Genomic DNA, 25,220 nt, shown 5'->3' with positions numbered 1-25,220 from the left:
TAGTTACTTGAGTAATTGCGCATAATTGCATTGAGTTTTTCGTGTATTCGATTGCTAGTTTTTGCGAGCAGTTTCACGCGTTTCGTTATCATGTATTCTCACTCAAGCGAGTGACTGAATTGATATGATATTAGAAGGAACCGGCTCATGCAATGAACACTTATTGAATCTACTATGTCTACAGAACTCGAGAATCCTCACTATCCCCGCTGGCTCAAGGATGCGATCTTTTATGAAGTGTACCCACAATCGTTTCGCGACAGTAATGGGGATGGTATTGGTGATCTGCCAGGTGTGATTGAAAAATTGGATTACATTCGCAGTCTAGGTTGCGACACGGTGTGGTTGAACCCTTTTTATGCATCACCTTTTCGCGACGCGGGTTATGATGTAACTGACCATTATGCGGTGGCGGAGCGCTACGGGTGCATGGAAGATGTCATTCGTCTGTTTGAGGAAGCGCATCGCCGTGGCATGCGGGTAGTGCTTGATTTAGTTCCCGGGCACACGGCTGAGTTGCACCCTTGGTTTCAGGCATCGGCCAAACATGAGCGTAATGAGTATTCCGATTATTATATTTGGACGGATTCCGTGCTTACGTTGGGGGAAACTGACTTGCGTATGATTGCGGGTGATGTCGAGCGTGAGGGGGCGCATGCGATCAACTTTTTTTCGCACCAACCTGCGTTGAACTATGGTTATGCGCATCCTGATCCAAACTGTAGTTGGCAACAAGCCACGCATGCACCAGGTCCGACTGCTGTGCGTGCGGAGCTCAATCGGCTGATGAGATTTTGGTTAGAGCAGGGCTGTGATGGCTTCCGCGTAGATATGGCGCATTCCTTGATCAAAGGTGGGGGGAATCAAGCGGCGATGCATGAGTTGTGGGCAGAGGTGAGGGCATGGATGGATATTGATTTTCCTGATGCGGTGCTTCTGGCGGAATGGGGGAAGCCTGCTGAGGCCATTCAAGCCGGCTTTCATATGGATTTTATGATTCATTTCGGAACATCGGCTTACACTTCGCTCTTTCGTAAGCAGTGGGGCTTTAGTTTTAGTCTGAATCCATACGGATGTAGTTTCTTTGATCGCTCGGGGCGCGGTAATATTCGTGAGTTTGTAGACGTTTTTGAACGTGAATACGCAGGTTCTAGAGGAAAAGGCTTTGTGAGTCTGCCGACTGGTAATCACGATGTGGCGCCTCGACTTGCTGATGGCCGTGACGCGGAGGATTTGAAGGTCGCCTACGCTTTCTTGCTGACGATGCCTGGTATACCGACAATTTACTATGGTGATGAAATCGGGATGAAAGGAGTTCAGGGGCTACCCTCGAAGGAGGGGGGCTACATTCGTACTATGGTGCGCACGCCGATGCAATGGGATGCGTCGGAGCAGGCAGGCTTTTCGGAGGCAGCGCAGAGCGCTTTTTATCTTCCGCTGGAGGAACGAGCCGACAGGCCGGATGTGGCGACGCAAATGAGTCAACCAGACTCATTACTGCATTGTGTCAGACAGCTTATTGCTTTGCGCCGGGCAATGCCTGCTTTGGGAAATGAGGCGGACTATCGTACGCTTTTCGCCGAGCCAGGGCAGGTGCCCTATGTCTATCTCCGTTCGAACCAGGAGCAGCGGGTAATTGTTGCAATTAATCCAACGGCTCAAATTGCTAGCGTATCTCTGAGCACTTCGATTGTGAATTTGGAGCGAGCGGAGCTTGTTATGGGAGTAGGAGAACTAAAGTTTGAGGCAGACGCGAGCGTGCTAACTCTGCCTTCAGTTTCATTTGGCATCTGGTGTCTTACTTAAATTTGAGAAGGGAAGTGGGCAGCAGCTAAGCCCTAAGTGCGGCAGTGACTCTGACACTGCTTAAGCTTCATTTGCGCGAGCAGCTTTGGCGATAAGAGCGAGTCCTTCTTCCAATCGCTTACGTGGGCAGCCGAAGTTTAGGCGTAAATGTTGTGCCCCGTCGAAAGGAGTGCCATCGCTGAGGCCGACTCCATGTTTTTCGAAGTGTCCAACTGGGTCCTTGAGGCCGAGCCGACTCACATCAAGCCAAGCCAGATAAGTCGACTCCATCGGGCGGAAGGTGATATCCGGTAGTTCGTCCTTAATGAAGTCGTAAATGAGCGTGTAGTTGTTTTGTAAATACTTGAGTAGTGCTTGGCGCCATGGCTCACCATGATTATAGGCTGCGGTGATGCCGGCATATCCGAAGCAATTGACTTCGGTGATGATACCTCGAATTGTTTTTTGAAATTGAGCGCGCAGTTTCGGATTTTCGATAACGGAGAAGGCGCAGGCAAGTCCGGGTAAGTTATAGGTCTTACTGGGTGCCATTAGGGTGACCGTACGTTGTGCGATGCTTTCATTCAGCGTGGCAGTTGCGATGTGTTGGGCGTCTTCGTCGAAGACGAGGTCACAGTGGATCTCGTCGGAGATGAGGATCAGTTCGTGCCGCTCGCAGAAGTCCGCAATGGAGGTGAGTTCTTCCTTTGTATACACGCGGCCGACAGGGTTGTGTGGGCTGCAAAGTACGAATATTTTAGTGTTGGGGCGCACCGCGGCTTCCATTGCTTCGATGTCGAGGGTCCATTGGTCGTCGGTATTCAAGCATAGTGGAACTTTGATAAGTTCACGCTCGGCGTAATCGGGTGCGGTGAGAAAGGGCGGATAGACCGGGGTGGCTGTCATGACGGAGTCACCGGGCTCAGTGAAGGCGTGGCAGCAGAGATTAATGGCAGGCACTAGACCTGGCAGGAAGTTGAGCCAGCCAGCCTTAGCGCTGTAATCATGTTGCCTCTCCAGGTAGTTGAGCACGGCTTCGACAGGTGCATCATGGGGAATGGTGTAGCCAAAAATGCCGTGGTCGAGGCGTGTTTGTAGTGCAGCGAGGATTTCGGGAGCAGAGGTGAAATCCATGTCGGCGACCCATAGTGGAAGAATTTGGCGTCCTTGATACTTATCCCACTTGAGGCTACCATAGTGATTGCGGTCGGGGCAGGTGTCGAAATTGTACATTGCTTGAGTCATGATAAGTGTAGTGACAAGCTTCCAGCTTGTCGGAGTTAGGGCAAGCAACAAGCTATTAGCTGTTTACTGCGAGATTAAAGGTGAGGGGCGACGATCGCCCAAATTTGTTCCTCCAAGCTCTGAATACTCTGGTTTCCATCTAATACATGGAAGCGTTCGGGATGCGCTGCGGCCAGACTTAGATAGCCCTGTCGAACTGCGTGGAAAAATTTGATACTCTCTTGTTCCATGCGGTCGAGTTGCCCACCGCTGCGTTTGTGTGCGCGAGCTAGACCGATCTCTGGTGGCAGGTCGATCAGCAGGGTGAGGTTCGGCAGCATTGGGCCGACTGCAAATTCGTTGATCGTGGCGACAGAGTGTGGATCGATTGCCCTGGCGACACCTTGGTAGACAGTGGTGGAATCTAGAAAACGATCGCAAATGACGATCTGGTCGGTGGCGAGCGCAGGCTCGATTAATTCACGAACATGCTGCGCGCGGCTGGCAGCGAAGAGCAACAGCTCTGCCTCAGCAGACATACCTTGCCCGGCGTCATCGTGTTGCAATAGCTCGCGAATGGCTTCGCCAAGTGCTGTGCCACCGGGCTCTCGAGTTTGGGTGACGCTGCGTTTAGCGGCCTGCAGCCGAGCTTTAAGAGCGGCGATTTGAGTCGACTTGCCGCTGCCTTCGCCGCCTTCGAATGTAATGAATAACCCAGCCATTTACCAAGTGGCGATGAAATCTGAGAGATCTGAAAGTGTGGGGCTGACAGCTGTGCGCACGTAGAAGCCAGATGTGGCGACGGCAACCGTGAGGGCCGCCTCGGGCGTCAGCCCGATCAGACGGGCAGTGACGAAGCCAGAATTAAAGTGGTCGCCAGCGCCTGTGGTGATTTTAGGTTTCTCGCAATAGGGACCTGCGGCGTAAGCGGTGCCTTCGGGGGTGGCGCAGGCTGCATCTGCAACTGGATGAATTACAACAGTGTTTAACTGAAGTTTCTCACGTATGCGAGCAGCCATACTTTGTAGGTTTTCGGGGGTATTGTTCAGCGGTGCAAAGCCTAGTAGTGCATCGACCTGCTCAGCTTCCCGTAGGTTGAGGCCGAGAATGACTTTACCGAATGCTTCAAACTTAGAAAACACGTCGAGCACTTCGAGTAGATCGGCCTCGGAGCGTTTTTCGGGGTCAGCAAGGTCGAAGAAGAAGGTGCGCTCCCTGTTCTTTGAGCAGCTAGGCAGCACTTTTTTAAGGAAGCTGTTAAATACATCTGTGAGAAAGGGGATCATGGTCCAGTTGACCATTGCGATCAGGTCGGACTGGTCGAATACTTCAATCAGTTTGTCTTCGCCCGGGAGTTCACAGAGCCGCTCGTAGGTGATTTCATCCAGGCTTGCCATGGTACCAAACATAATTTTGCCATCATTAAACTCTGCCGCATGTGTGACGCCTGGGTCGGCGATGGAAATGGCTTTGGTTTTTTTCGCGAAATCGCTAAAGACTTGGTGGATGGCGGGCTTGCCCAGGGCGCCTAGGTAGTGAACATTTAAGCCATGGGCGAATTGCGCATTGGCCATAATGGGACCGTTGCCGCCCAGTTTCTCGACGATAGGGGCCATCTCTATATTCGCGCTCTTGCCTGCGGCTGAGCCGATGCGTTTGGCAAAGTCTGTAATAGTGGCTATCGCCTGAAATTGATCTCCGGGGCCCGAGCGTTGGTCGACTGGATGCACGATAACATCAACGAAGCCGTCGATTCCGACGAGCGCATTTTTTGTCGCGGCGAGTGAACTTTTGTCTGCGAGTTCCTGAAGAGTTTGGGTCTTATATTCCATGCGATTGTAGATAACTATAGCGTGAAGAGATAAGGGGAGGTCTGCTCGCGTGCAAGAATGAACCTTGCCGTGATTTGGATGTATCTGGTGAAATAAGAAGGTGATGCACGCCTTCGTGCTGTGCTTATGCTTAGTCTGTTTTGACTTTGCCCTCGGCACTGAGTCTATTGTATTTCAGCAATCGATCCGAAGTCGGCATCAAAGAGCCGCTTGTAGGTGCGCACCGCCAAGCCGTCAGTGAGTCCTGCAGTGTAGTCGCAGAGTCGCCGATAGCGTCCTGCGGCTGTGGCTTCATGATCTAGTAAGGACTGCACTGAGGCGGGCAGCAGGTTCAGCCCCTTGCTTGTTGGATCTGCGCAATGCTCGCAGAGTGCACTGAATAAACGTTCTAAAATGTAACCACCTTTAAACTCAATCTGTTGCAATTGAGTGGATTTGAAGATGAGATCAAGCGCTATGGATTTATAGAGTACACTCTCGGCCTTGACGACTGGGTCGATTTCCAGATCAAAGGCATAGCGTTGGGTGCGATCACTCATAAAGCCTGTGCGCGGCTTCAGGGTACAGGCATGAACAAAGGTGCCGACTCGGCTGCCAAAGTAGGGCTCATAGCTATTGGCTTTGATTTTTTCGCAGAGCTTTTCGACCAGCTTGCTTTGTGCTGTATCCAGCGTCTGCTGCGAGGCCCAATCTGTTAAGCTGCCTACATTAATGTAGCGGGCGTGAATGCCATCGACGATGTCGTGGAGTGAGTAGGCCGTATCATCAGCCCAGTCCATTATTTGGCATTCGATGCTTTTGAATTTATTGAGAGCCTTGGGAGTCTGTAGCTCGTTTGGGTAGGCTTGCTGGTCGAAGACAACATCGCGCCACTGTGCTTGCTCGTTATAAATGAAGTGGTTTTCCGGCGGGCGCTGAGCATGTTTAATCCAGTCGCTTTGTGTCGCTTTGTATTTCATCACACCGTCGAGAAAGGCCCGTGTCGGGGCGATCCCTTTTGTTCGGCCAGGGCGCTCGTAGATCAGCTCTGTCAAAATGCGGAGCGTTTGGCCATTGCCTTCGAAGCCGCCATGGGCGGACATCAAGTGATTGAGCTTACGTTCGCCAATGTGGCCGAAGGGCGGGTGCCCCAAGTCATGTGCCAAGCATATGGCTTCCGTCAAATCCGCGTCGATGTGAAAGCTTTGATTGAGTCGTTCTGAGCTAGCGAGTAGGAATTCGCAGATGGAGCGTCCCACTTTGGCGACCTCAATTGAGTGGGTCAGGCGTGTGCGGTAAAAGTCGTATTCGCCTGATTGAAAGACCTGTGTCTTCGATTGTAAGCGTCGAAATGGGTAAGAAAAAATGATGCGGTCGCGCTCGATTTGAAAGGCGCTACGATAGTCGCCTGCAGGCGAGGCGGTCTCGGGGAAGCGCTCGAGGTCGAAAGGAGAGTAAAATTTATTCTGCATGCATACGGATTTGTTTGTCTAATAGAGTGAGCGCGTTTAAGAGTGTCATCTCAATAATGAAATACCCCATTCGTATAGGAATACTCGCGACTGTGTTTGCGGGATTAATGATCACTTCGTTGTTTCCATTGACCGTGGATGCACGAATCGGCGAGCGACGTGAGTCGATTGAACGTCGCTTGTTTGGGTCGGGCGGTATTGTTTATCGCGATGAAGATATCGAAAGCAGTCGTCGCAAGGGGATGCCTTATCTGAAGTATTTCGATTATTTGCCAAGCTCATCAGATATTAGAATATACTTTAAGACAGCTGATGGGCGACGTCCGGCTTCCTCAGAGCTGGAGGAAAAGCGTATTGCGGCTGGATGGGATTTGCATGTGATCTATGTCAATGGGGAGTCTAGGATTGAGGTCTACAAGCGTAGTCAGGCAATTACTGAGCCTGAGTTGAATCATTTGTTAGCCCTGCATGCTGAAGGCTCTTTTTGGAAGCGTCTTAGCAAGGAGGAAAAGGCTAAGGTTGTGAGTGCCTTTGAATTTGATATGGTTCGAGATGACGGTCGAGTACGCGCTAAAAAATTGGGGGGGAATGCGATCATGTTCTTCGATACCGAGGTTGACACACGCCTGGCTGCGATGAACACCAGTGACTTACAGGAAAAAGCACCCATGAGTGTGGAAGGTTTTTAGTCGCGGCGGACGACAGGTCGAGTGTTTCACCTTCGGTAACTCCTTTCGTGTATGGGGGGCATGCTCTCCCTTTGGTCGAGCTTCAGACCTATCGTCTGAACGGTCGCTTTTTCCAGCTTCGTGGCTTTGAGGGCTAGAGCTTCGAAATTGAGTTTCGGACGAAGCCTGGCGGAGAGAGAGGGATTGGTTTTGCTTCGCAAAATCTCTTCGAGATCGCCTACGGCGCCCCATCTCCAGTCGCTGCGCTTCTTACGTCGAACTTCGTTCTCATCCCTTGTTCCGGCTGCGCCGGATAGCTTCACTTGGCTTTGCCAAGTGGCGGAGAGAGAGGGATTCGAACCCCCGGAACCTTTCGGCTCAAAAGTTTTCAAGACTTCCGCATTCGGCCACTCTGCCATCTCTCCATGCGCTTGAAGGCGTATGTTTAGAATACGAGTTCGGTTGAGTGCAAGCGGTAATTTTGTTTTTTACTTAATAAAAGAGGTTCCGGTCCAGACTGCGGTACTGAATTGCCTCCAGTAAATGGGCTGTTTCAATGCGTTCGCTGCTCGCAAGGTCTGCGATGGTGCGGGCCACTTTGAGAATCCGATCGTAGGCACGGGCTGACAGGGAGAGTTGCTCCATCGCTTGTTGCAAGAGATCACCTTGTTCTTTGTCAATTGTGCAGTGCTTGCGGATTTGTGAGTGTGACATGCGTGCATTACAGCGATCTGATGCGAGCTGTGTTTCTTGGAAGCGCTCGTTTTGTATGGCTCGTGCGGCTTCGCAGCGGGCTCGCATCATTTCTGAGCTTTCGCCTGGTTGCGAATTGCGTAGCTCTTCGATCCGTAATGCGGGGGCTTCGGTATGTAAGTCTATACGATCAAGTAGGGGGCCGCTGATTTTTGAGCGGTAGCGTTGGATCTGAGGCACCGTGCATCGGCACTCGCGAGAATTGTCACCGGAATATCCGCATGGGCATGGATTCATTGCCGCTACCAACATGACGGAACAGGGGAGTGTGATCTTGCCCGCACTGCGCGAGATGGTGACTTGTCCATCCTCAAGAGGTTGGCGTAGCACTTCGAGTGCGGAGCGTTTGAACTCAGGTAACTCATCCAGAAAGAGTACGCCATTGTGGGCTAAGGAAATCTCGCCGGGGCCAGGGATGGAGCCTCCGCCAAGTAGGCCCACATCGCTGATGGTGTGGTGCGGCGAGCGGAAGGGACGTTGGAAGTAGCGATTGTCGCTGGAGAGTGTGGTGCCTGCTGCGGACTGAATGCTGAGGATTTCCAGAAACTCATCGATCTGAGGCTGCGGCATGATGGTCGGGATTCGTTTGGCGATCATGCTTTTGCCAGAGCCTGGGCTTCCGATCATTAGCAGATTATGGCCGCCGCTGACTGCGATCTCAACGGCGCGTCGCACGGCCTGCTGCCCTTTGACTTCGGAGAAGTCGATGCGCTGGCTTTCTGGAGGCGTTTGAAAAAAGCTGCTTTGGTTTGTTGCTAGGGGCTTAATGATGTGCTCGTGATTCAGGAAGCGCACGGCTTCGTCGAGGCTCGCGACGGGGTAGATGGCAACGTCGTCGACTAATGCCGCTTCATCGGCTGATTCCGTCGGCACGATCAATCCACGTTTGCCGAGGCGCTTGGCTAGCATCGCCATGGCGAGCGTGCCTTTGACTGGGCGGGTCTTGCCAGAGAGGCTGAGCTCGCCCGCGATGAGAAAGTTTTCCAATTCGGCATCTTCGCACTTTTTCATGGAGGCGAGGATGGCGAGAGCGATCGGTAGGTCGTAGGCGGGGCCTTCTTTGCGCAGGCCGCCGGGGGCTAAGTTGATGGTGGTGCGCGTGGCTGGCGTGCGAAAGCCACTATTGGCCATGGCGGATAGCACACGGTCTTGCGATTCCTTGACGGCGGTATCGGGCAGGCCGACTAAGATGAAACGAGGGTCGCCTGCTTCGCCTGTATTGACTTCGACTTGTACGAGGTGTGCGTCGACGCCGACGAGTGCTGCAGACTGTGTGATTCCTAGCATAGCTTAATTGAGTTTTTACGAGGGGTGAACGTTCTTTCACTTATAGTGTTGATGCATGCTTGCTTGTCTAGGTTGTAGTTTATTCTAGAAAAGCAGTCCCGGACGGGCTAAGATTCAGTGTTTGAAGGAAGTGCACCGTTGCTCTGAGGTGTCAAGATGTAGGGCTTTGTCCTCTGTTGCTGCATTTGTGCACCTGCTGGTGAGGCTTATGGGGTGTCTAAGTCTGCTTTGAGATTTTCCAAGTGTGGATGTAGCGTTCAAAATCCCTTTGAAAGTCTGCACTGAGTGAGGTGCTTTTTAGCATGCCATGCAGATGTTCGCGGACTGTGTCCACGTTGGCTTTTAATACAGTGATTTCGTGTGCTTCGCCCATAATTGTGCCGCTGCCTAGGTCGCGTGATTGCTGATCCAATACCTTGGCTATGGATTGGTGTACTTTGGGGTTTGCCCGCAGATATGTGATGAGCATCGCATTGCTTTGCGACCTTGGATCTGCGAAATAATGCAAGAAGTGACTGATCGGTTTTCTGACACTGCTTCTCGGTGGACGGATCTCTGTAATCACGGTGTATTTAGGCCGCTCGGCACTGCCATACCACCAAGAGCTGCGCTTATTTTCGTCGGGCGTGAGCTCGAAGAATTCCTCTAATAAGCGTTCATATTCCCGCATGTAGCTTTTAGAACGACGTTCCCAAGAGGAGTAAATGCTGTTTAGATTGCTGCGGTCATAGCGAGAATCAAAGCCAGACATGTCAAAGAATCCTGTCATCGGTGGCACGTCTAAGGTGATTTCTTGTGCCGCTTCTTTGTTTACTTGATCGATTAATGTTTCCAGCGAGCGAAGGTTTTTGTAGATGCCGAGTTTTAGGTTGATCGGTTCTTCTCCGGCTTGGAGCCTTTTGTAGGCCGCATAGATGCTCGGTTGTCGGGTTTGCAAATCGTCTAGGTCAAATGAAGCCCACTCTACAAAAATCTCCGGTTGGCCTTCCGTCACGGTTAGGTATACGCCACTTGAGTTGGCTTCGCGAAGGCCTGCGAAGTCCAGGACGCTACCATTTGCACCTTTGATTGTGACTGGTGCTGCAAACGAGGTGAATGGAAGGCATGCAATCAGTGAGATAGTCAGCAGTAAGGTGAGGTTTTTTGTTGTTTTTACTGCGGCGGTCCATGGCTTGCTGAAGGGGTTTTTCATTCTATTTTAATGACGTTAGGAGTGAGGCTGCGCAAGTTGAAAACAAGGAGCTCCGCTAGAAAAAAGAAAAGTCCATCCTTGCATCGGTACTTAGCATGCGAATTTTGTGAAGGGGATGTGTCATTTACGATCCGCCTTCGCCTACTGTTTTTATCGATAATCTTATGGATACCAATGCAAGTGTCAGCGAATTTAGACTGTCTTCTCGTTTGATCGGGTTGACGGGAGGAATTGGCTGTGGGAAATCCACTGTAGTGGGTTTTTTTAACGATGCAGGCTGGCGCACGATTGAATCGGATGCAGTCGTGCGAGATTTGTTGTCAGCGAACACTGAGGTGCAAGCGCAATTACGTGGGCGCTGGGGCGAGGCTGTTTTTACCGGGAGTGGTGTGGATCGGCGTGCGGTGGCTGCTCGTGTATTTGAGCAGGAGTCCGAGCTTCGATGGCTGGAGGATCTCCTGCATCCACTGGTTCGAGAGCACTGGCAAGCTAGTATTGAAGAGGCGCCTGACGCTGATTGGTTGGTGGAGATTCCCTTACTCTTTGAAAAAAGGCTTGAAACCCTCTTTGATTTAACTGTCTGTGTTGCAAGTCCTCCTGATGTAGTTGAACGGCGTATGGTTGCCAGAGGTTACACGGGAGCGGAGGTCGCGCAACGCCGTGAGCGGCAGATGCCTCTTGAAGAAAAAGTCGAGCGCGCTGATTATCTTATCTCCAATGCCGGAAGCCTTGAATTTTTGAAACGACAAACCACGAGATTAATTGAGCAGATCACCACACTATAGGGATGGATTACTTTGATTTGCTTGATCCCTCTGAAAATACTTACCCAGCGACGCCTTGAGCGTCCTATAGACATACAGCCATGAGCTCTGACGAAGAAAACAACGCCCTCCCTCTGGAGGATACCTCCACTGCTGCTGAAGCGGCGCCCCGTAAGCGTGCGACCAAGAAGGCCGCGAAAAAGGCGGCTAAGAAAGGCGCCAAGAAAGCTGCTAAAAAGGCAGCCAAGAAGGCTGTGAAAAAACGGGCGACGAAGAAACGTGCGGCGCGCAAGCTTGTGGATGACGCGCAGGCTGATATGTTTACCCCGGGCGAAATTACTCCAGCTGCTGTGCAGGCTGCGGCACTTGAACAGACACCGCGCGGCGAGAAGTCGGTTGCACGCGAGCAGCCGGTTATACGCGAGCAGCCGGATGTGGCTGGTTCCAGTTCTGGGGATGAGGTGACTTTTAGTGCGAACATTAAAGTCGATCAGTTTGAAGAGCCGGAGGCTGCTCCAGCGGGGAAGGGCACGCCTCCGCCCCGTGAAAAACGTGAGCCGCGTGAAAAACGTGAGCCTCGTGAACCTCGTGGGCGTCAGTCCAATGCAGGTGAGTCGCGCGGGGCAGACGCTGCCGAAGGCGGTAAGCCGTCTGGAGCAGGTCCGCGGCAGCCGCATCCGAATGACCGTCACAAGGGCAACGGTAAATTTAACAAGAATAATAAGAATAATAATAACAACAAGCGCAAGCGGGGTAAGAATCGCTGGGATAAGAATAAGGGGCGTCGTAACCGCGAGGAGGATACTCCGATTGAATTTGGCGATTTGTTGGATTGGGAGGTTTTGGCTAAGCGTGAGGAACTGCTTGCCTTGGCTGATGAGTTGCGTTCGGGTGGCGGCGAGCCTTTGGACTACACACGCATATATAATATGCTGTTGCCGGAATTGCGCGAAGAGGTGGCAGGCTTGGACCTTAAGGTGCCGCATGCGCCGAATCGTGATCAGTTGATCAACGCGCTGGTGGCGTATGCTGCAGAGAAAAAGGCAGCGATTCTGACTACTGGAGTGCTTGAGATCCTTGAGGACAATGAGGGCGGCTTGCTCGTTTATGAGCGTGATAGTTATCGTGTGAAGGCGCTGAGTGCATATGTGCCACAGTCGTTTATCGAGCACTATGGCTTGCAGCGGGGGCACATTGTGAAGGCGCAGCTGCAACCGCATCGTGAGGGCGAATCGTGCCCGGTTGTCGTCAAGGTAGAGACTGTGATGGGGCAGGACCCCGAGACATTGAGTGAGATTGTGCCTTTTACGGAGCGCGTGCCGTATTACCCCACTTCGCGTATTCTGATGGAGGCTGACTCGGAGGCGAAGTGGGATAACCTCTCGATGCGTGTCGTTGATTGCTTGACGCCGGTTGGATTTGGTCAGCGCGGACTAATTGTTGCTCCGCCTCGGACGGGTAAAACTGTTTTGATGCAGGGAATGGCGAACTCTATTCAAAAGAATTACCCAGACGCCCACTTGATTATACTTTTGATTGATGAGCGACCTGAGGAGGTGACGGATTTTCGACGTCAGGTGAATGGCGAAGTGATTAGTTCGACCTTTGATGAGGCGGCCGAAAGTCATGTGCACGCGGCGGAAATGGTTATTGAGAAGGCACGCCGTATGGTGGAAGTCGGTAAGGATGTGATTATTTTGCTGGATTCGATCACCCGTTTGGCGCGTGCCTATAACACCACCATGCCAAGTAGTGGTAAGATTCTTTCCGGTGGTGTGGAAGCCAACGCTCTGCAGAAACCGAAGCGTTTCTTTGGGTCTGCGCGCAATATTGAGGACGGTGGCAGTTTGACAATTATCGCCACCGCGCTGGTGGAAACTGGCAGTAAAATGGATGAAGTTATTTTTGAAGAATTCAAAGGGACGGGGAATATGGAGCTTCATTTAGACCGCGGTCTGTCCGATAAACGAATTTTTCCAGCATTAAGTATGGATAAGAGTGGCACTCGGAAGGAAGAGTTGCTTTATCATCCAGATGAAATGCTTAAAATTTATTCATTGCGCAGAGCTATGAAAGGCCTACCGTCGACTGATGCTATGGAAATGCTCATTCAACGTATTAAGAAAACCAACACTAATGCGGAGTTCTTGATGAGCGTCGCCCGTTAATTTTTATTCTCACCATTTAAGCCCCACCCCGATACTTATCTATCTGTGACTTCCGCCGACGAATTTGTTCTCCAACTATTAACTGATAAAGGCCTCCTCGAAGACAGTGCCATCGAATCTGCACGTGCTCAGGTAACCGAAGCCGGTTACGAGGGCAGTGAAGATACTGCGATTCTAGAAGCACTCCTTGCCGAGGCGGCAGTGACTCAACTGCAAGTGTCTCAGGTGCTTGCCGAAGAGTTTAACATGGAGACAGTCGATCTGGCTGATGTCCGTGTTTCATCCGAGGCGCTTGAAGCGGTGCCTTATGAATTAGCGAACCGCTATAAGGTCGTGCCGCTCGAGGTGGATGACAGTGAGGCTGAGCTCGCAGTGTTTGATCCGCTCGACATGGATGCGATCGACAGCATTAGCCACGTGATCAAGCGCTCTATAGTTTGCCGGGTGGCTCCACTCGAAGATATTGAGAAGGCGATACATCAGTATTATGACGGTGCGCGCAGTGAGCAGGTTGATGACATTTTTTCAGGGATGGAAGATCCCGACGCCTTGCCCAGTCAGATCGACCTCCCAGAGGTTGAGAATGCGAGTGAGGAAGAGGCGCCCATTATTAAGTATGTGCACATGGTCATTTCGGAGGCCCTGAAACGCCGTGCTTCAGATATTCACATGGAACCATTGGAAAAGCGTTTTCGTGTGCGTTACCGTATTGACGGTGTGCTGCACGAGGTGGAAAACCCGCCCAAGCGGCTGCAGCCTTCGATTGTCTCGCGAATTAAGTTGATGTCGAATGTGAGCATTGCTGAAAAACGAGTGCCACAGGACGGTCGTATCAATATTAAGGTGGGCGCTAAAATCATTGACCTTCGTGTTTCGACGTTGCCGACAGCCTTTGGTGAGAGTATCGTGATGCGTATTCTTGATAAGGAAAGTTTACGCTTGGGTTTGCCCGAACTCGGTTTCTTTAGTGATGACCAAGCTGCTTTTGAAAAGATCATCGCGCTTCCGGACGGTGTGTTTTTGGTGACCGGACCGACCGGTTCAGGTAAATCCACGACGCTCTATTCTGCGTTGAACTACATTAACCATCCCGACCGTAAGATTATCACCGTAGAAGATCCGGTGGAGTATGAAATGGCGGGTGTGAATCAGGTTCAGGTGCGACGCGATGTTGGGATGACTTTCTCTGCTGCCTTGCGTTCGATGCTTCGTCAAGCGCCCAATATCATCATGGTGGGGGAAATTCGTGATAAGGAAACTGCCGAAATCGCGATTAACGCTGCGCTTACCGGCCACATGGTGTTCAGTACCTTGCACACCAACGATGCACCTAGTGCGGTCAGTCGACTCATTGATATCGGCATCAAGCCATTCCTTGTGGCTGCGGCTGTGCGTGCGGTACTGGCTCAGCGATTGGTGCGGCGCAACTGTCCTAATTGTCGTACTAGCTGCGAGCATGATGAGAAATTACTGAACTCGCTGGGCATTCGTTCAGATCAGGCTGTGGATGCTTCCTTTATGAAAGGTGAGGGCTGTTTGAAGTGCAATGGCACTGGCTTCCGTGGCCGGGTGGGCATTTTTGAAATGTTCAGAGTCAATGAAGAGCTGCAGTCGATGATTTATGAAGAGGCGAGCTTGGTTGCACTGCGCGATAAAGCTCGCGAGATGGGGATGCGTAATATGCGGGAAGACGGCATTCGTAAGGTGTTGGCTGGCGTGACGGTGCCGCATGAGGTGCTGCATGCGACTGTGTCGGATTCAATTTAATTGATTAATTAGATACGTCTTAATTTGAACCGGAGCTGCTCACGATGACCTATGAAATGAATGACCTTTTGGAACTGATGGTCGATCAGGGTGCGTCGGATTTGCATATTCGTGTGAATCAACCGCCAACGCTTCGTATTAGTGGTTCGATGGTGCCGGTCGAAGGTCCGAAGCTCGATGCCGAAGCCTCGGAGGATTTGATGAAGGCGATTACTTCAGTTTCCAATCAGGAGCAGTTGAAGACTACTGGGGGCGCGGACTTTGGTTTTGCGTATCAAAACAAGGCGCGTTTCCGTGTGAGTGTGATGCGGGCTAAAGGCTGCTATGGCATGGTGCTGCGGCAGATCCCTAATGATTTATTCACTCTGGGAGATATCGGCCTGCCGGATAAGATTAAGGAATTGATCAGTCGTCCACGCGGATTGATTCTAGTGACTGGCCCGACTGGATCTGGCAAGTCGACTACCTTGGCCTCGATGGTGAATTGGATTAACGAAAATAAAGAGGGTCATATCATCACCATCGAAGATCCTATTGAATATTTTCATGATCATAAAAAGTGCATTGTCACCCAGCGTGAAGTCGGAAATGACGTCACTTCGTTTGCCGCGGCGATTCGAGGTGCACTGCGCCAGGACCCCGATGTTATTCTGGTGGGTGAAATGCGCGATTTGGAAACGATTGAGGCGGCCGTTGGCGCCGCGGAGACGGGACACTTGGTATTTGCCACCTTGCACACTACGGGTGCTGCCCGTACTGTAGATCGAATCGTTGATGCATTCCCTGCAGATATGAAGGACCAGATGCGCACTCAATTGGCCGCTTCAATTATTGCGGTGATTTCTCAGGTCCTTTGTAAAAAGGTCGGAGGTGGGCGCATTGCATCATTTGAGATCATGGTGACAACGACTTCGATCGCCCAATTGATTCGAGAGAATAAGACCTATCGTATCGCCTCAGACATTCAGACTGGCGCGAGTCGTGGTATGATCAGTCTCGACGCCCATTTGCTTAGTCTCTTTAATCGCAACTTAATTAGTGCTGACGAGGCGCTAGGCAAATCCCAGAACTCGGATTCGATGCGCGAAAAGCTCATTGAAAACGGTGCTGTATTTTCAACTTAAACCATTTTTTCAACCCCGACGATTCAGAGATCCTACCTCGATGTTCGAAGATCATAACGATACAATTTACGAAATAATTAAAGGTGCCGACTTGCTCGACCCTGCACAGCTTGATGAGCTCAACGAGTCGCATCTGCATACCGGTAAGTCACTGGCAGATGCCGTGATCGATTCGGGTGTTGTCGATCGCGGACAGATTCTGGCTGCGGTTGCTGACTACCTCGGTTACGAGTATTTAGCCTCGCCGCCGAATCAGATTGCGGAGGAGATTACTTCCACCGTGCGCGCCAGTGTCGCTCGTATGTACGCCGTTGTTCCTTATCAGGTGGATGATACCTCGGTCTCCTTGCTCGCGCAGGACCCCTTTAATCCCGCAATTATTGATGACCTGACCTTTACGCTCAATAAGGACATTACAATAGTGGTCTGCAATCCGGAGCATATTGATTCCCTGCTGACTTCTACTTACGGGGAAGAAGATTCCTCGATTGATGACATCCTGGGAGACTTGGGAGAAAGTTTTAATGATTCCCAAGACGAGCTCTCTGAGGGAGATTTAGCGGATATGGCGAATCAGACGCCCATTATTCGTTTTGTGAATTTGGTGCTTCAGCAGGCGATTAAGGATAAGGCATCCGACGTTCACTTCGAACCCTTTGAAGATCAGTTCCGTATTCGTTATCGGATCGACGGTGCGCTGTATGAAATGGCACCTCCGCCCAAGAGCCTTGCGGTTCCAGTGACCTCCCGTGTCAAGGTGTTGTCTAATATGAACATTTCGGAGACGCGGATTCCGCAGGACGGTCGTATTAAAATGACTATTGCGGGGCGTCCTGTCGATCTACGTGTGTCCACGCTGCCGACTCAATTCGGCGAGTCTGTCGTGTTGCGTGTGCTCGATAAGTCGGTGGTCAATCTGGATTTGGAGGCGCTCAGTTTGCCAGACGATATTCTGCAAACGATTCGCGATCTTGTGGACCGTCCCAACGGTATTTTTATTGTTACCGGGCCGACTGGATCTGGTAAAACCACAACCTTATACAGTGCCTTGCGTGAGGTGAACGACGTTGAGACTAAGATTTTGACTGCCGAAGATCCTGTTGAGTATGAAATCGACGGTATTATGCAGGTTGCGGTTAATCACCAAGTCGGCCTTGACTTCTCTCGTGCCTTGCGAGCCTTCCTACGTCAGGACCCTGATAAGATTATGGTTGGTGAGATTCGTGACTTGGAGACTGCTCAGATTGCGGTTCAGGCTTCGCTAACCGGGCACGTTGTGTTGAGCACGCTGCATACGAATGATGCTCCCGGCGCCGTCACACGTTTGATTGATATGGGCTTGGAGCCCTTCCTGATTTCCGCCTCGCTTGAAGCCATCCTGGCACAGCGCTTGGTGCGCCGTATCTGTCGCACTTGTCGCACTGCGTATGAGCCGGGGCATGATTTGATTGAGATGCTGGATGTGGATCCACTCGAGATTGCTGACAAAGATTTCTACTACGGCGATGGCTGTCCTGAATGTAGTAATACTGGCTATCGCGGTCGTATTGGTCTATTTGAGATGATTGTCGTTTCGGATGCGATTCGTGAGTTGATCAATAACCGCGCGCCGACCTTGACGATTAAGCAAAAAGCACTCGAGCAAGGTATGCGAAGCTTGCGTGACGATGGCTTGCGTGCCATTTTTGACGGTAATTCTACGATCGAAGAAGTTCTAAAATATACATAAACCTCCAAACTCCCCATGGCAAAATTCAAATACACGGCGATTGACGCCAACGGTAAGCAGAAAACCGGTACAGTCGAAGCGGCGAGTCAGGACGAAGCGAGCTCTAAGCTGAGCGCCTCCGGTCTGATGCCGACTAAAATTGTTGAATCAGGTGGTAGCGCTCCCGCTAAAGCCTCTTCGACTAAAAGTAGCAAAAAAGCTAAAAAATCCGGTGGCTTCGGTAAGGTCATCAAAGGTGAAGATCTCACCACTTTTACTCGTCAATTGGCAACGCTGCTAGATGCAGGTCTGCCGCTCTTGCGCGCACTGGAGGTGATGATTCGTCAAGAAAAGAATGCTCGTTTTCAAGCGGTGCTCGAGCAGATTGCCGATCAAGTTAAGTCGGGTAACTCTTTTTCGGATGGGTTGGCGCAGCATCCTAAGATCTTCGACCGTCTCTTTGTGAATATGGTGCGAGCCGGTGAAGCTGGGGGTGTGCTTGATGTTGTGCTCTCGCGTTTGGCGGGTTTCATGGAAAAAGCCCTCAAAACCAAGAAAAAGGTTAAAGCAGCGATGGTCTATCCGATCGTTGTGGTTGGGGTTGCAGTTTCTATTGTGGCCCTGCTAATGGTGGTCGTGGTGCCAAAATTCCAGACCATTTTCGATGATATGCTGGAAGGTGCCGCATTGCCTGGACCAACGCAGTTGGTCGTGGGGATTAGTAATTTCATGCGAGATAACATTGTACTCACTTTGGTGCTGATGGTGGTCGCCTTTTTTGGCATGAAATTCTTCTTAAAGACGCCGTTCGGTTCCAAGATGTTTAATTGGCTCTCTATTAACACGCCTAAGGTTGGTGATCTAGTGCGTAAGGTTAACATTGCGCGTATCACCCGCACCTTCGGTACTCTCCTTTCCAGTGGTGTGCCTATCCTACAGTCGATTACGATTACTAAAGATATCACTGGCAATAAATACTACGAGAATGCGCTGACACGCATCCACGATAGTGTGCGTGATGGCGAGTCGCTCGCATCTCCTATGGCTCGTGAACCGGTTTTTCCCAATATGGTGACCAGTATGGTGGACGTCGGGGAAGAAACTGGTGAGTTGGCTGAAATGCTGAATCGTGTTGCGGATAATTATGATGAAGACGTGGATAACGCCGTGGCCGGTATTACCTCGATCATCGAACCCGTGATGATTGTCTTCCTTGCGGTCGTTGTCGGCTTTATCGTGATTGCGCTGTTCTTGCCAATCGTTGAAATCATTAAACAGTTGACTGGTTGATTCGTCCGGCACGCTGTTAATTCTTTCCGAGCCCGTAGCACTCTGTGCTACGGGCTTTTTTCGCTGTTTTCACTATAGAGCGAGCAAAGACCGCTTTTCGACTTCCTTAGCCTATGGTGTCCGCATTTGCTGTTTTGATAAGAATTGACTCAGAGCCGAACTTGACGCTTTTAATTTAGCTTATGTCATCGACTAAAAAATACGATCTCGTCGTCATCGGCGGTGGCCCTGCGGGCTACGCTGCAGCTATCCGTGCCGGTCAACTTGGCAAAAAAGTTGCCTGCGTTGAGCAAGAGCGCCCGGGCGGCACTTGTTTGAACTGGGGCTGCATTCCATCCAAGGCATTGCTTAAAAGTGCAGAGCTTTATAATACGATCCAGCATAGTGAAGATCTTGGTATCTCGGTGAAGGGCGTTGATTACGATTTTTCGAAGATTGTAGGCCGTTCGCGCAACGTGGCAGACACGATGGCCAAAGGCATTGGCTTTCTCTTTAAAAAGAACAAGGTCGATCACATCATCGGAACGGGCACTATCAATGTGCCCGGCATGGTCGAAGTCACTGAGGGGAAGGACAAGGGGAAGATTCTCTCGACTGAAAAGACTCTGATTGCGACAGGCTGCAAGCCACGTCGTTTACCCGACTTGGAGGTGGACGGCGAACGTGTGATGACTTCTCGCCAGGCGCTGGAAATGAAAAAGCAGCCGAAGTCCATTGTCATTGTAGGTGCAGGCGCGATTGGCGCAGAGTTCGCTTACTTTTTGAATTCCTTTGGCACTAAGGTCACCTTAGTTGAAATGCTGGATCAAGTGCTCCCTGTTGAAGACCACGAAACAGCTGCTGTTGTCGAGCGATCCTTTAAGGAAAGTGGGATTGATTGCCGTGTCTCCACTGCAGTGGAGAATATCAAGGTCAGCGCAAAGAATGTGAAGATGGATCTGGTCAAAGGCGAAGAGAGCGAGAGCATTACCGCCGATTCTATTTTACTCGCGATCGGAGTGGTGGCCAATACCGAGGGCTTATTGTCTCCACGTACGAAGCTGGCGCTTGATCGCGGCTATGTGAAGGTGGATGAAAACTACGAGTCTTCCGTGAAAGGTATCTATGCCGCTGGTGATATTATTGGGCCGCCCTGGTTGGCTCACGTCGCGACTTTTGAAGCCATTCAAGCGGTCAATGGCATGTTCGGGCACGGTAAGCCTGAGCGTGTGCGTGAGTTCCCAGGCTGCACATACTGTATGCCTCAAGTGGCTTCGATTGGTAAGACTGAAAAGAAGTTAAAGGAGGAGGGGATCGAGTATAAAGTGGGCAAATTCCCATTCCAAGCTTCGGGGAAAGCGGTGGCCTCAAATCATCCGGAGGGCTTTGTTAAGATGCTAGTCGATCCTAAATATGGTGAGATTCTGGGCGCGCACATCGTGGGTTCCGATGCGACTGAAATGATTGCAGAATATGGCCTGGGGATGAAGCTGGAGGCTACGGCCGAAGAGATCCACAATACGATTCACGCACATCCAACGCTGAGTGAGGCGATGATGGAGGCGGCAGCGTCTGTATTTGGCGAAGCAATTCATATTTAAGTCTCTGATCCCTTAGTTTGTTCAAAAGGCCGGATTCACTCGAAGTCCGGCCTTTTTTGTGTCATGATACCAGCTTGATGATTAAGCCAATCGATCGAGGAGGCTTGCTATTGCCTGAGTGTCAACTGTGGTTGGATCCGCGTAAGCGTAAGTCTTTTGCGGTGATCTCGCATGCGCATGGCGACCATGTAGCAAGCCATGATTGCTATTTGGCCACTCCCGAGACCATTGCCCTGATCCGGGTGCGTAATGGGAATGCGATGGCCAACCGTGCAAAAGTATTACCCTTCGGTGAGGTCTATGTCGGCCCAGGCTATCGACTGCGTTTTTATCCTGCCGGTCATGTGCTCGGCTCGGCTATGGTATATATAGAGACGGATGCTGGAGATACTTTCCTGTATACTGGAGACTTTAAAACGCGTCAGGGACTCTCCGCTGAGAGTATCGAAATTCCACAGGCTGATACTCTGGTGATGGAAACTACCTTTGGGCGGGCGGAGTATGTGTTTCCCAGTTTTGAGGCGACTTGTGAGCGGGTGCATGCTTTTTGCGATCGCGCGCAGGTGGACCGGCATACGCCGGTTCTATTAGCGTACAGCTTGGGCAAAGCTCAGGAAGTATTGAAGGTTCTAGCCACGCGCTCGCAGACTTTGATGGTGCACAAGAGCATCGCAGCGATCAATCAGGTCTATAATGCCTATGAGCAAGTGATGCCACAAACACGCCCATTGGATTTTCTTAATATGCGTGAGAGTATCGTGGTGATGCCGCCTGCTGTGTTAAAAAAACTGCCGCGTAAGGATTGCTTAGTCGCGATGGTGAGCGGCTGGGGTATGAATGATTCCGCTAAGTATCGCTATGGCGTGGACGAGGTCATTCCACTGTCTGATCATGCAGATTTCCCTGATTTACTGCAATTTGTGGATGTCGTCGCGCCCCAAACAGTTTACACCACCCACGGGTATCAACAGGAATTCGCCGCGAGCCTAAGAGCTCGTGGCTATGCCGCATGGTCATTGGTGGGAGAGGATCAGTTGGAATGGGCCTTTGAGCCGTGATACAGAGTCTCATTATCACTTGACGGCGCTTAATTGCTGGTTACCTCTTCACCTTTCAGCTCTCGAGGCGCATGACGTTGCTGTATGAAGGTGTCTCGATTGTGAAACATTCCTACCAAACAGATTTTCGCTCTCTTGCTTATTTATGTGCTATGCTGCTACACGCTACGGTTTCTATGGATGTTTTTGCATCTGTTGTGTCTTTTTGAATTTAAAGTGCTTGGGCTTGGGTGAGGCGGTTCGCAAATACTGATGCAAGCGCAGCAATCAGGCATATTTTTGAGCGAAGTGCGGGAGGCGGCTGCGGTGCCGGCTTGTCCTTTTCTGCCACCTCAACGCTGGGACTGGGAAGGGCAGGAGTTGTATGGACATGCGGAATGGTTTCAGTTGCGGCCTGGGCTTGATTACATCTATGCAGAATGTCGCTTGAATGGACCGAGCCAGTGCCGAATTGATTTGGCGGGGGCGTATTTGGTAATCGGTTATGTGACGCGGGGTTGGGCCAAGTGGGCGACTCCTGATGGAGCTGTGGAGAAAATTGAAGCAGGACAATGGTTTACCATGCCACGTCGTGCATTTGCGATTGATCGGACCGATGCGGATGGGGTGGCCATGGGGCTCTGTATTTGCTCTCAGGCGATGGCTCGTCAATTGTCAGAACTGTGTCCACCAGGGGAGGTGGGAGCGCAGTTGCAGCATTGGGTTGCATCCGAGGTGCAGCTTGAATTGGCCGGAGGGCCGATGGGGGTGAGTACATTTGCACTTGCTCGGCAGGTGGCCGCGCACGAAAGCTCTGGTTTGAAGCGACGGCTCCAGATTGAATCCAATACTCTTGCATGGATTGCCGAGTTACTCAGTCAAGGTGAGCCAGTCTTAGAGCAGACTGCTTCTGCACTGAATGCAGACGACCGTGATGCTGTCGAACGCCTGTGCCAGCAAATGCGTGCTGAGCCTGGATACGAGTACTCTCTCGATGAGTTGTGTCAGATCTCCAGCTTAAATGAGCATAAGCTGAAATCTGCTTTTAAGCTACTATACGGTAAGACTACCTTCGGTTATCTGCGTGAACTGCGTATGGATCATGCCGCTCATTTGTTGAAAGAGGATCGCTTTAGTGTGATACAAGTGGCCAATGAGGTCGGATATTCTAACGCCAGTCATTTTGCCCGTGCATTTAAAATGCGGCACGGTCTCTTGCCCAAAGCATATCAATGTTTGCATCGCAAGCGGTGAGGCTCAGGCAAATTTGGATTTCGTAGTTATGAGCAGACTAGACTTGCTTATACTCGTGGCTGTGAGGCGACTGATCGGGGATTTGCATTGAGTCTCTTATAGAAATTTTAGCTAATGTATCGGGTGCATCAGAATTCTGCATACCCTGCGGAGTCGTGTATGCGTTTGTTACTGATGCGCATTTTATTTTTCATGAAACGCTTTCGTAAAGTAGTCTTTCGGGTGCATCTCTGTGTCGGAGTTGTTGCTGGGCTTATTATCGGATTACTTTGCCTGACTGGGGCTGTGCTCGCTTTTGAGGACGATTTTATCGCAGCGGCTGAAAAAGACTCAGTCATTCTGGAGCTTGCTGCCGCAGCGGAGCGCAAGGCGATCGACGAGTTGGTGCGTATGGCCCAAGAGGCTGAGCCGGATGCGATATTTTCGCAGATCGTGATTGCCTCCGAGCCGAGCACTGCTTGGCGCTTGAACATCGGACGCCGCGACTTTCGCTATCTCAATCCTTATACGGGAGAGATTTGGCAAAGCGAAGCGCAGGGATTGCGCGATTTTTTCTTTTTTAATTTCGAACTGCACCGTTGGTTGGTTTTGCAGGGTGACTCGCGTGATACCGGGCGTATGATCACCAATGTCGCCAACCTGGGCTTTCTCTTTCTTTGCTTGAGTGGCCTGTATCTGTGGTTCCCACGCGTGTGGCGTTGGAAGGCCTTTCGTGCTGTGCTGATGCTCAAGCGCGGCGCTAAAGGCAAGGCGCGTGATTTTAATTGGCACAACGTTTTTGGTTTCTGGGCGCTGATTCCGCTCATTCTGATGATTTTGACCGGTGCGTATTTCTATTATGATTGGGCCAAGGCGGGAGCTCGGGGGCTCTTGGGGCCTTCTGCGCCACGTCCGGGGACGCAGCTGGTGGCCAGGGGAGCCGCGGCGGCAACGAGTGGTGCGCCGCTCAGCATGCAGGCCCGTTTCGATGTCGCTAGCGCATGGAGTGCCGATTGGGAAGAAATCACTATGCCGATTGTCAGCAGCGCGAGCCGTGGACGACGCGCTGCGGGGCGCGGTATTGGATCTGGAGCCGGCCGCGGCTCTGGACTGGCGCCAGGTGGTGGAACCGGTGGCCAGGGTGCAGGCGATGGCAGTGGTCCCGGCGGTGCTATCGTCGCCGGCAGTGGTCCCGGCGCGGCTCAGGGCGGCGGACGACGTGGTCCCAGCGTCGATCCTGCTGTGGTTTTAGTGCAAGAGGCGGGACAATGGTTTCCGTATAACCGCCCTTCCGAGCTCTTGGTCGATCTGCATTCGGGGGTGATCACGGCTCAGCGTCAGCCCTCAGATCTCAGCCTTCGTGAGAAATTACACAGTTCCTTGCGCTACATTCACACCGGCGAGGCCGGGCTGTTGCCAGGTAAAATTATCGCCTTTCTTGGCTGTTTCGCCGGGCTGATCCTTGTTTATTCCGGCTTCGCTTTGAGCTACCGCCGCTTGATGAGCAGCCGCCGTAAAAAGACAGCGAGTTGATTCGTGGAGGGCAATGCTCACTGGCTAAGATCCGTCTTGGCGTCCGATTCCCATCCGCTCCCGTGCCTCGATGCATTGAGCACTGCCGGCTTCAAACCGCCTACAGACTGCCGGGCGGGTGGCGTATATGCGGCACAGCTGGTCTTCTTTTAAAAACGCACAGCTCTCCAAAAAGGGGAGCGGGTGCATTTGGTAAGCTTTGTCCTGGGTGGCCAGGTGGGACTCCAGTTGTCGAGTCTCACGCCGGATCGCGGGTTCGCGCTCGGCATCGGTCTCGCTGGCAAAAATCGGAAAGCAGCGGCAGCAGGCGCCGCAGTTTTCACAGTCGTATTCCAGGCGCGGCATTAGCGTATCCAAACGAGATCGCCTGCCTCGACTCGCTCAAAGAGCTCGATCATTTCGCGATTGCGCAGCTGCACGCAGCCCGCGCTGGCGGGTTGTCCGATCAGTTCTTCTTTGTTGGTGCCGTGAATATACACGTAGCGATCGTAGGTGTCGCAGCCGGGGCCGCTGTTTTTGCCCGGCTCCAGACCGCGCATGCGTAGGATACGACTGGTGATCAGGCTGCGCGCGGCATCTTCCTCGGAGACCTCGGTGTAAAGTTCTCCCGTCGCTACCCGTCCCTTAAAGACCATGCCTTCCGGCGCATCGGCTCCAATCTTGTCGGCGATGGTGTGGAGTCCCGAGGGAGTGCCAAAAGAATCTGCCACACAAGAGGGCGGATTTTTTGAGGTTGAGACTGTATATTCTTTCACTAGCTTGCTATTTTCCAGAACGACCATTGTTTGGTCGGCAATTGAAACCAGCAAGCAGCGATCTGTAGG

General features: G+C 51.6%; 20 protein-coding genes and 1 tRNA gene. 12 read left to right on the top strand and 9 right to left on the bottom strand.

The window, feature by feature from the left end:
- Positions 1-174: 174 nt before the first annotated feature.
- Positions 175-1,806, top strand: coding sequence for an alpha-amylase family glycosyl hydrolase (locus QEH59_RS11105; RefSeq protein ID WP_308985441.1), 1,632 nt, complete (start codon positions 175-177; stop codon positions 1,804-1,806).
- 60 nt (positions 1,807-1,866) lie between these two features.
- Here QEH59_RS11105 and QEH59_RS11100 read toward each other — a convergent pair whose 3' ends face one another.
- The 4 genes from QEH59_RS11100 to dgt form a co-directional block, all read right to left on the bottom strand.
- A complete protein-coding gene (locus tag QEH59_RS11100) occupies positions 1,867-3,030 on the bottom strand; it encodes a MalY/PatB family protein (RefSeq protein WP_308985440.1) in 1,164 nt (387 codons plus the stop codon).
- A 74-nt stretch (positions 3,031-3,104) separates the two neighbouring features.
- The gene (gene tmk, locus QEH59_RS11095; RefSeq protein WP_308985439.1) at positions 3,105-3,731 is read right to left on the bottom strand and encodes a dTMP kinase; all 627 of its coding nucleotides are present in this window, start codon (positions 3,729-3,731) and stop codon (positions 3,105-3,107) included.
- The gene (locus tag QEH59_RS11090) at positions 3,732-4,841 is read right to left on the bottom strand and encodes a PfkB family carbohydrate kinase (protein ID WP_308985438.1); all 1,110 of its coding nucleotides are present in this window, start codon (positions 4,839-4,841) and stop codon (positions 3,732-3,734) included.
- Positions 4,842-5,005: 164 nt separating this feature from the next.
- Positions 5,006-6,292, bottom strand: a complete 1,287-nt coding sequence (gene dgt, locus QEH59_RS11085; protein ID WP_308985437.1) for a dGTP triphosphohydrolase — start codon at positions 6,290-6,292, stop codon at positions 5,006-5,008.
- A gap of 56 nt (positions 6,293-6,348) precedes the next feature.
- Between dgt and QEH59_RS11080 the strand changes: the two genes are divergently transcribed.
- Positions 6,349-6,981: a hypothetical protein gene (locus QEH59_RS11080; RefSeq protein WP_308985436.1), complete on the top strand. Its 633-nt coding sequence runs from the start codon at positions 6,349-6,351 to the stop codon at positions 6,979-6,981.
- 316 nt (positions 6,982-7,297) lie between these two features.
- Here QEH59_RS11080 and QEH59_RS11075 read toward each other — a convergent pair.
- The 3 genes from QEH59_RS11075 to QEH59_RS11065 form a co-directional block, all read right to left on the bottom strand.
- Positions 7,298-7,385: transfer RNA gene (locus tag QEH59_RS11075), tRNA-Ser, on the bottom strand.
- Between the two features lie 67 nt (positions 7,386-7,452).
- Positions 7,453-9,000, bottom strand: coding sequence for a YifB family Mg chelatase-like AAA ATPase (locus QEH59_RS11070; protein ID WP_308985435.1), 1,548 nt, complete (start codon positions 8,998-9,000; stop codon positions 7,453-7,455).
- A 217-nt stretch (positions 9,001-9,217) separates the two neighbouring features.
- Positions 9,218-10,192 carry a hypothetical protein gene (locus tag QEH59_RS11065; protein ID WP_308985434.1) on the bottom strand — a complete coding sequence of 325 codons (975 nt, stop codon included), beginning with the start codon at positions 10,190-10,192 and terminating at the stop codon, positions 9,218-9,220.
- A gap of 164 nt (positions 10,193-10,356) precedes the next feature.
- Between QEH59_RS11065 and coaE the strand changes: the two genes are divergently transcribed.
- From coaE to QEH59_RS11015, 10 genes are all read left to right on the top strand, one after another.
- Entirely contained in the window at positions 10,357-10,977 is a 621-nt protein-coding gene (gene coaE, locus QEH59_RS11060; protein ID WP_308985433.1) for a dephospho-CoA kinase, read from the top strand.
- Positions 10,978-11,057: 80 nt separating this feature from the next.
- Positions 11,058-13,124 carry a transcription termination factor Rho gene (rho, locus tag QEH59_RS11055; protein WP_308985432.1) on the top strand — a complete coding sequence of 689 codons (2,067 nt, stop codon included), beginning with the start codon at positions 11,058-11,060 and terminating at the stop codon, positions 13,122-13,124.
- Positions 13,125-13,169: 45 nt separating this feature from the next.
- Positions 13,170-14,891 (top strand): GspE/PulE family protein, encoded by a 1,722-nt coding sequence (locus tag QEH59_RS11050; RefSeq protein ID WP_308985431.1) that lies wholly within the window; start codon positions 13,170-13,172, stop codon positions 14,889-14,891.
- Between the two features lie 44 nt (positions 14,892-14,935).
- Positions 14,936-16,015: a type IV pilus twitching motility protein PilT gene (locus QEH59_RS11045; protein WP_345785340.1), complete on the top strand. Its 1,080-nt coding sequence runs from the start codon at positions 14,936-14,938 to the stop codon at positions 16,013-16,015.
- A gap of 40 nt (positions 16,016-16,055) precedes the next feature.
- Positions 16,056-17,744 carry a GspE/PulE family protein gene (locus QEH59_RS11040; RefSeq protein ID WP_308985429.1) on the top strand — a complete coding sequence of 563 codons (1,689 nt, stop codon included), beginning with the start codon at positions 16,056-16,058 and terminating at the stop codon, positions 17,742-17,744.
- Between the two features lie 15 nt (positions 17,745-17,759).
- Positions 17,760-19,013, top strand: coding sequence for a type II secretion system F family protein (locus tag QEH59_RS11035; RefSeq protein ID WP_308985428.1), 1,254 nt, complete (start codon positions 17,760-17,762; stop codon positions 19,011-19,013).
- Between the two features lie 182 nt (positions 19,014-19,195).
- Entirely contained in the window at positions 19,196-20,593 is a 1,398-nt protein-coding gene (gene lpdA / locus QEH59_RS11030; protein WP_308985427.1) for a dihydrolipoyl dehydrogenase, read from the top strand.
- A gap of 77 nt (positions 20,594-20,670) precedes the next feature.
- Positions 20,671-21,651, top strand: a complete 981-nt coding sequence (locus tag QEH59_RS11025) for a hypothetical protein (RefSeq protein WP_308985426.1) — start codon at positions 20,671-20,673, stop codon at positions 21,649-21,651.
- Between the two features lie 252 nt (positions 21,652-21,903).
- On the top strand, positions 21,904-22,884 hold the full coding sequence (locus QEH59_RS11020) for an AraC family transcriptional regulator (RefSeq protein WP_308985425.1): 981 nt from the start codon (positions 21,904-21,906) through the stop codon (positions 22,882-22,884).
- Between the two features lie 192 nt (positions 22,885-23,076).
- A complete protein-coding gene (locus tag QEH59_RS11015) occupies positions 23,077-24,396 on the top strand; it encodes a PepSY-associated TM helix domain-containing protein (RefSeq protein WP_308985424.1) in 1,320 nt (439 codons plus the stop codon).
- 24 nt (positions 24,397-24,420) lie between these two features.
- Here QEH59_RS11015 and QEH59_RS11010 read toward each other — a convergent pair whose 3' ends face one another.
- Positions 24,421-24,753 (bottom strand): YkgJ family cysteine cluster protein, encoded by a 333-nt coding sequence (locus QEH59_RS11010; protein WP_308985423.1) that lies wholly within the window; start codon positions 24,751-24,753, stop codon positions 24,421-24,423.
- Positions 24,741-25,178, bottom strand: a complete 438-nt coding sequence (locus tag QEH59_RS11005; protein ID WP_308950566.1) for a L,D-transpeptidase family protein — start codon at positions 25,176-25,178, stop codon at positions 24,741-24,743. Before QEH59_RS11005 ends, QEH59_RS11010 begins: the two co-directional genes overlap by 13 nt.
- Between the last annotated feature and the right edge of the window lie 42 nt (positions 25,179-25,220).

It is taken from the genome of Thalassobacterium sedimentorum (genome assembly GCF_031127905.1).
Taxonomy (GTDB): Bacteria; Verrucomicrobiota; Verrucomicrobiia; order Opitutales; family Coraliomargaritaceae; genus Thalassobacterium; species Thalassobacterium sedimentorum.
The sequence above is the reverse complement of the archived record's forward strand: the minus strand, read 5'-3'. Positions and strand labels throughout refer to the sequence as shown.

Bases quoted from the DNA above. Each gene is read 5' to 3' on its own strand.
- tmk (WP_308985439.1), bottom strand. From the start codon at position 3,731: ATGGCTGGGTTATTCATTACATTCGAAGGCGGCGAAGGCAGCGGCAAG.
- QEH59_RS11045 (WP_345785340.1), top strand. From the start codon at position 14,936: ATGACCTATGAAATGAATGACCTTTTGGAACTGATGGTCGATCAGGGT.
- QEH59_RS11035 (WP_308985428.1), top strand. From the start codon at position 17,760: ATGGCAAAATTCAAATACACGGCGATTGACGCCAACGGTAAGCAGAAA.
- QEH59_RS11025 (WP_308985426.1), top strand. From the start codon at position 20,671: ATGATTAAGCCAATCGATCGAGGAGGCTTGCTATTGCCTGAGTGTCAA.
- QEH59_RS11100 (WP_308985440.1), bottom strand. From the start codon at position 3,030: ATGACTCAAGCAATGTACAATTTCGACACCTGCCCCGACCGCAATCAC.
- coaE (WP_308985433.1), top strand. From the start codon at position 10,357: ATGGATACCAATGCAAGTGTCAGCGAATTTAGACTGTCTTCTCGTTTG.
- QEH59_RS11020 (WP_308985425.1), top strand. From the start codon at position 21,904: ATGCAAGCGCAGCAATCAGGCATATTTTTGAGCGAAGTGCGGGAGGCG.
- QEH59_RS11065 (WP_308985434.1), bottom strand. From the start codon at position 10,192: ATGAAAAACCCCTTCAGCAAGCCATGGACCGCCGCAGTAAAAACAACA.
- QEH59_RS11080 (WP_308985436.1), top strand. From the start codon at position 6,349: ATGAAATACCCCATTCGTATAGGAATACTCGCGACTGTGTTTGCGGGA.
- dgt (WP_308985437.1), bottom strand. From the start codon at position 6,292: ATGCAGAATAAATTTTACTCTCCTTTCGACCTCGAGCGCTTCCCCGAG.
- rho (WP_308985432.1), top strand. From the start codon at position 11,058: ATGAGCTCTGACGAAGAAAACAACGCCCTCCCTCTGGAGGATACCTCC.
- QEH59_RS11015 (WP_308985424.1), top strand. From the start codon at position 23,077: ATGAAACGCTTTCGTAAAGTAGTCTTTCGGGTGCATCTCTGTGTCGGA.
- QEH59_RS11090 (WP_308985438.1), bottom strand. From the start codon at position 4,841: ATGGAATATAAGACCCAAACTCTTCAGGAACTCGCAGACAAAAGTTCA.
- QEH59_RS11005 (WP_308950566.1), bottom strand. From the start codon at position 25,178: ATGGTCGTTCTGGAAAATAGCAAGCTAGTGAAAGAATATACAGTCTCA.
- QEH59_RS11105 (WP_308985441.1), top strand. From the start codon at position 175: ATGTCTACAGAACTCGAGAATCCTCACTATCCCCGCTGGCTCAAGGAT.
- lpdA (WP_308985427.1), top strand. From the start codon at position 19,196: ATGTCATCGACTAAAAAATACGATCTCGTCGTCATCGGCGGTGGCCCT.
- QEH59_RS11040 (WP_308985429.1), top strand. From the start codon at position 16,056: ATGTTCGAAGATCATAACGATACAATTTACGAAATAATTAAAGGTGCC.
- QEH59_RS11070 (WP_308985435.1), bottom strand. From the start codon at position 9,000: ATGCTAGGAATCACACAGTCTGCAGCACTCGTCGGCGTCGACGCACAC.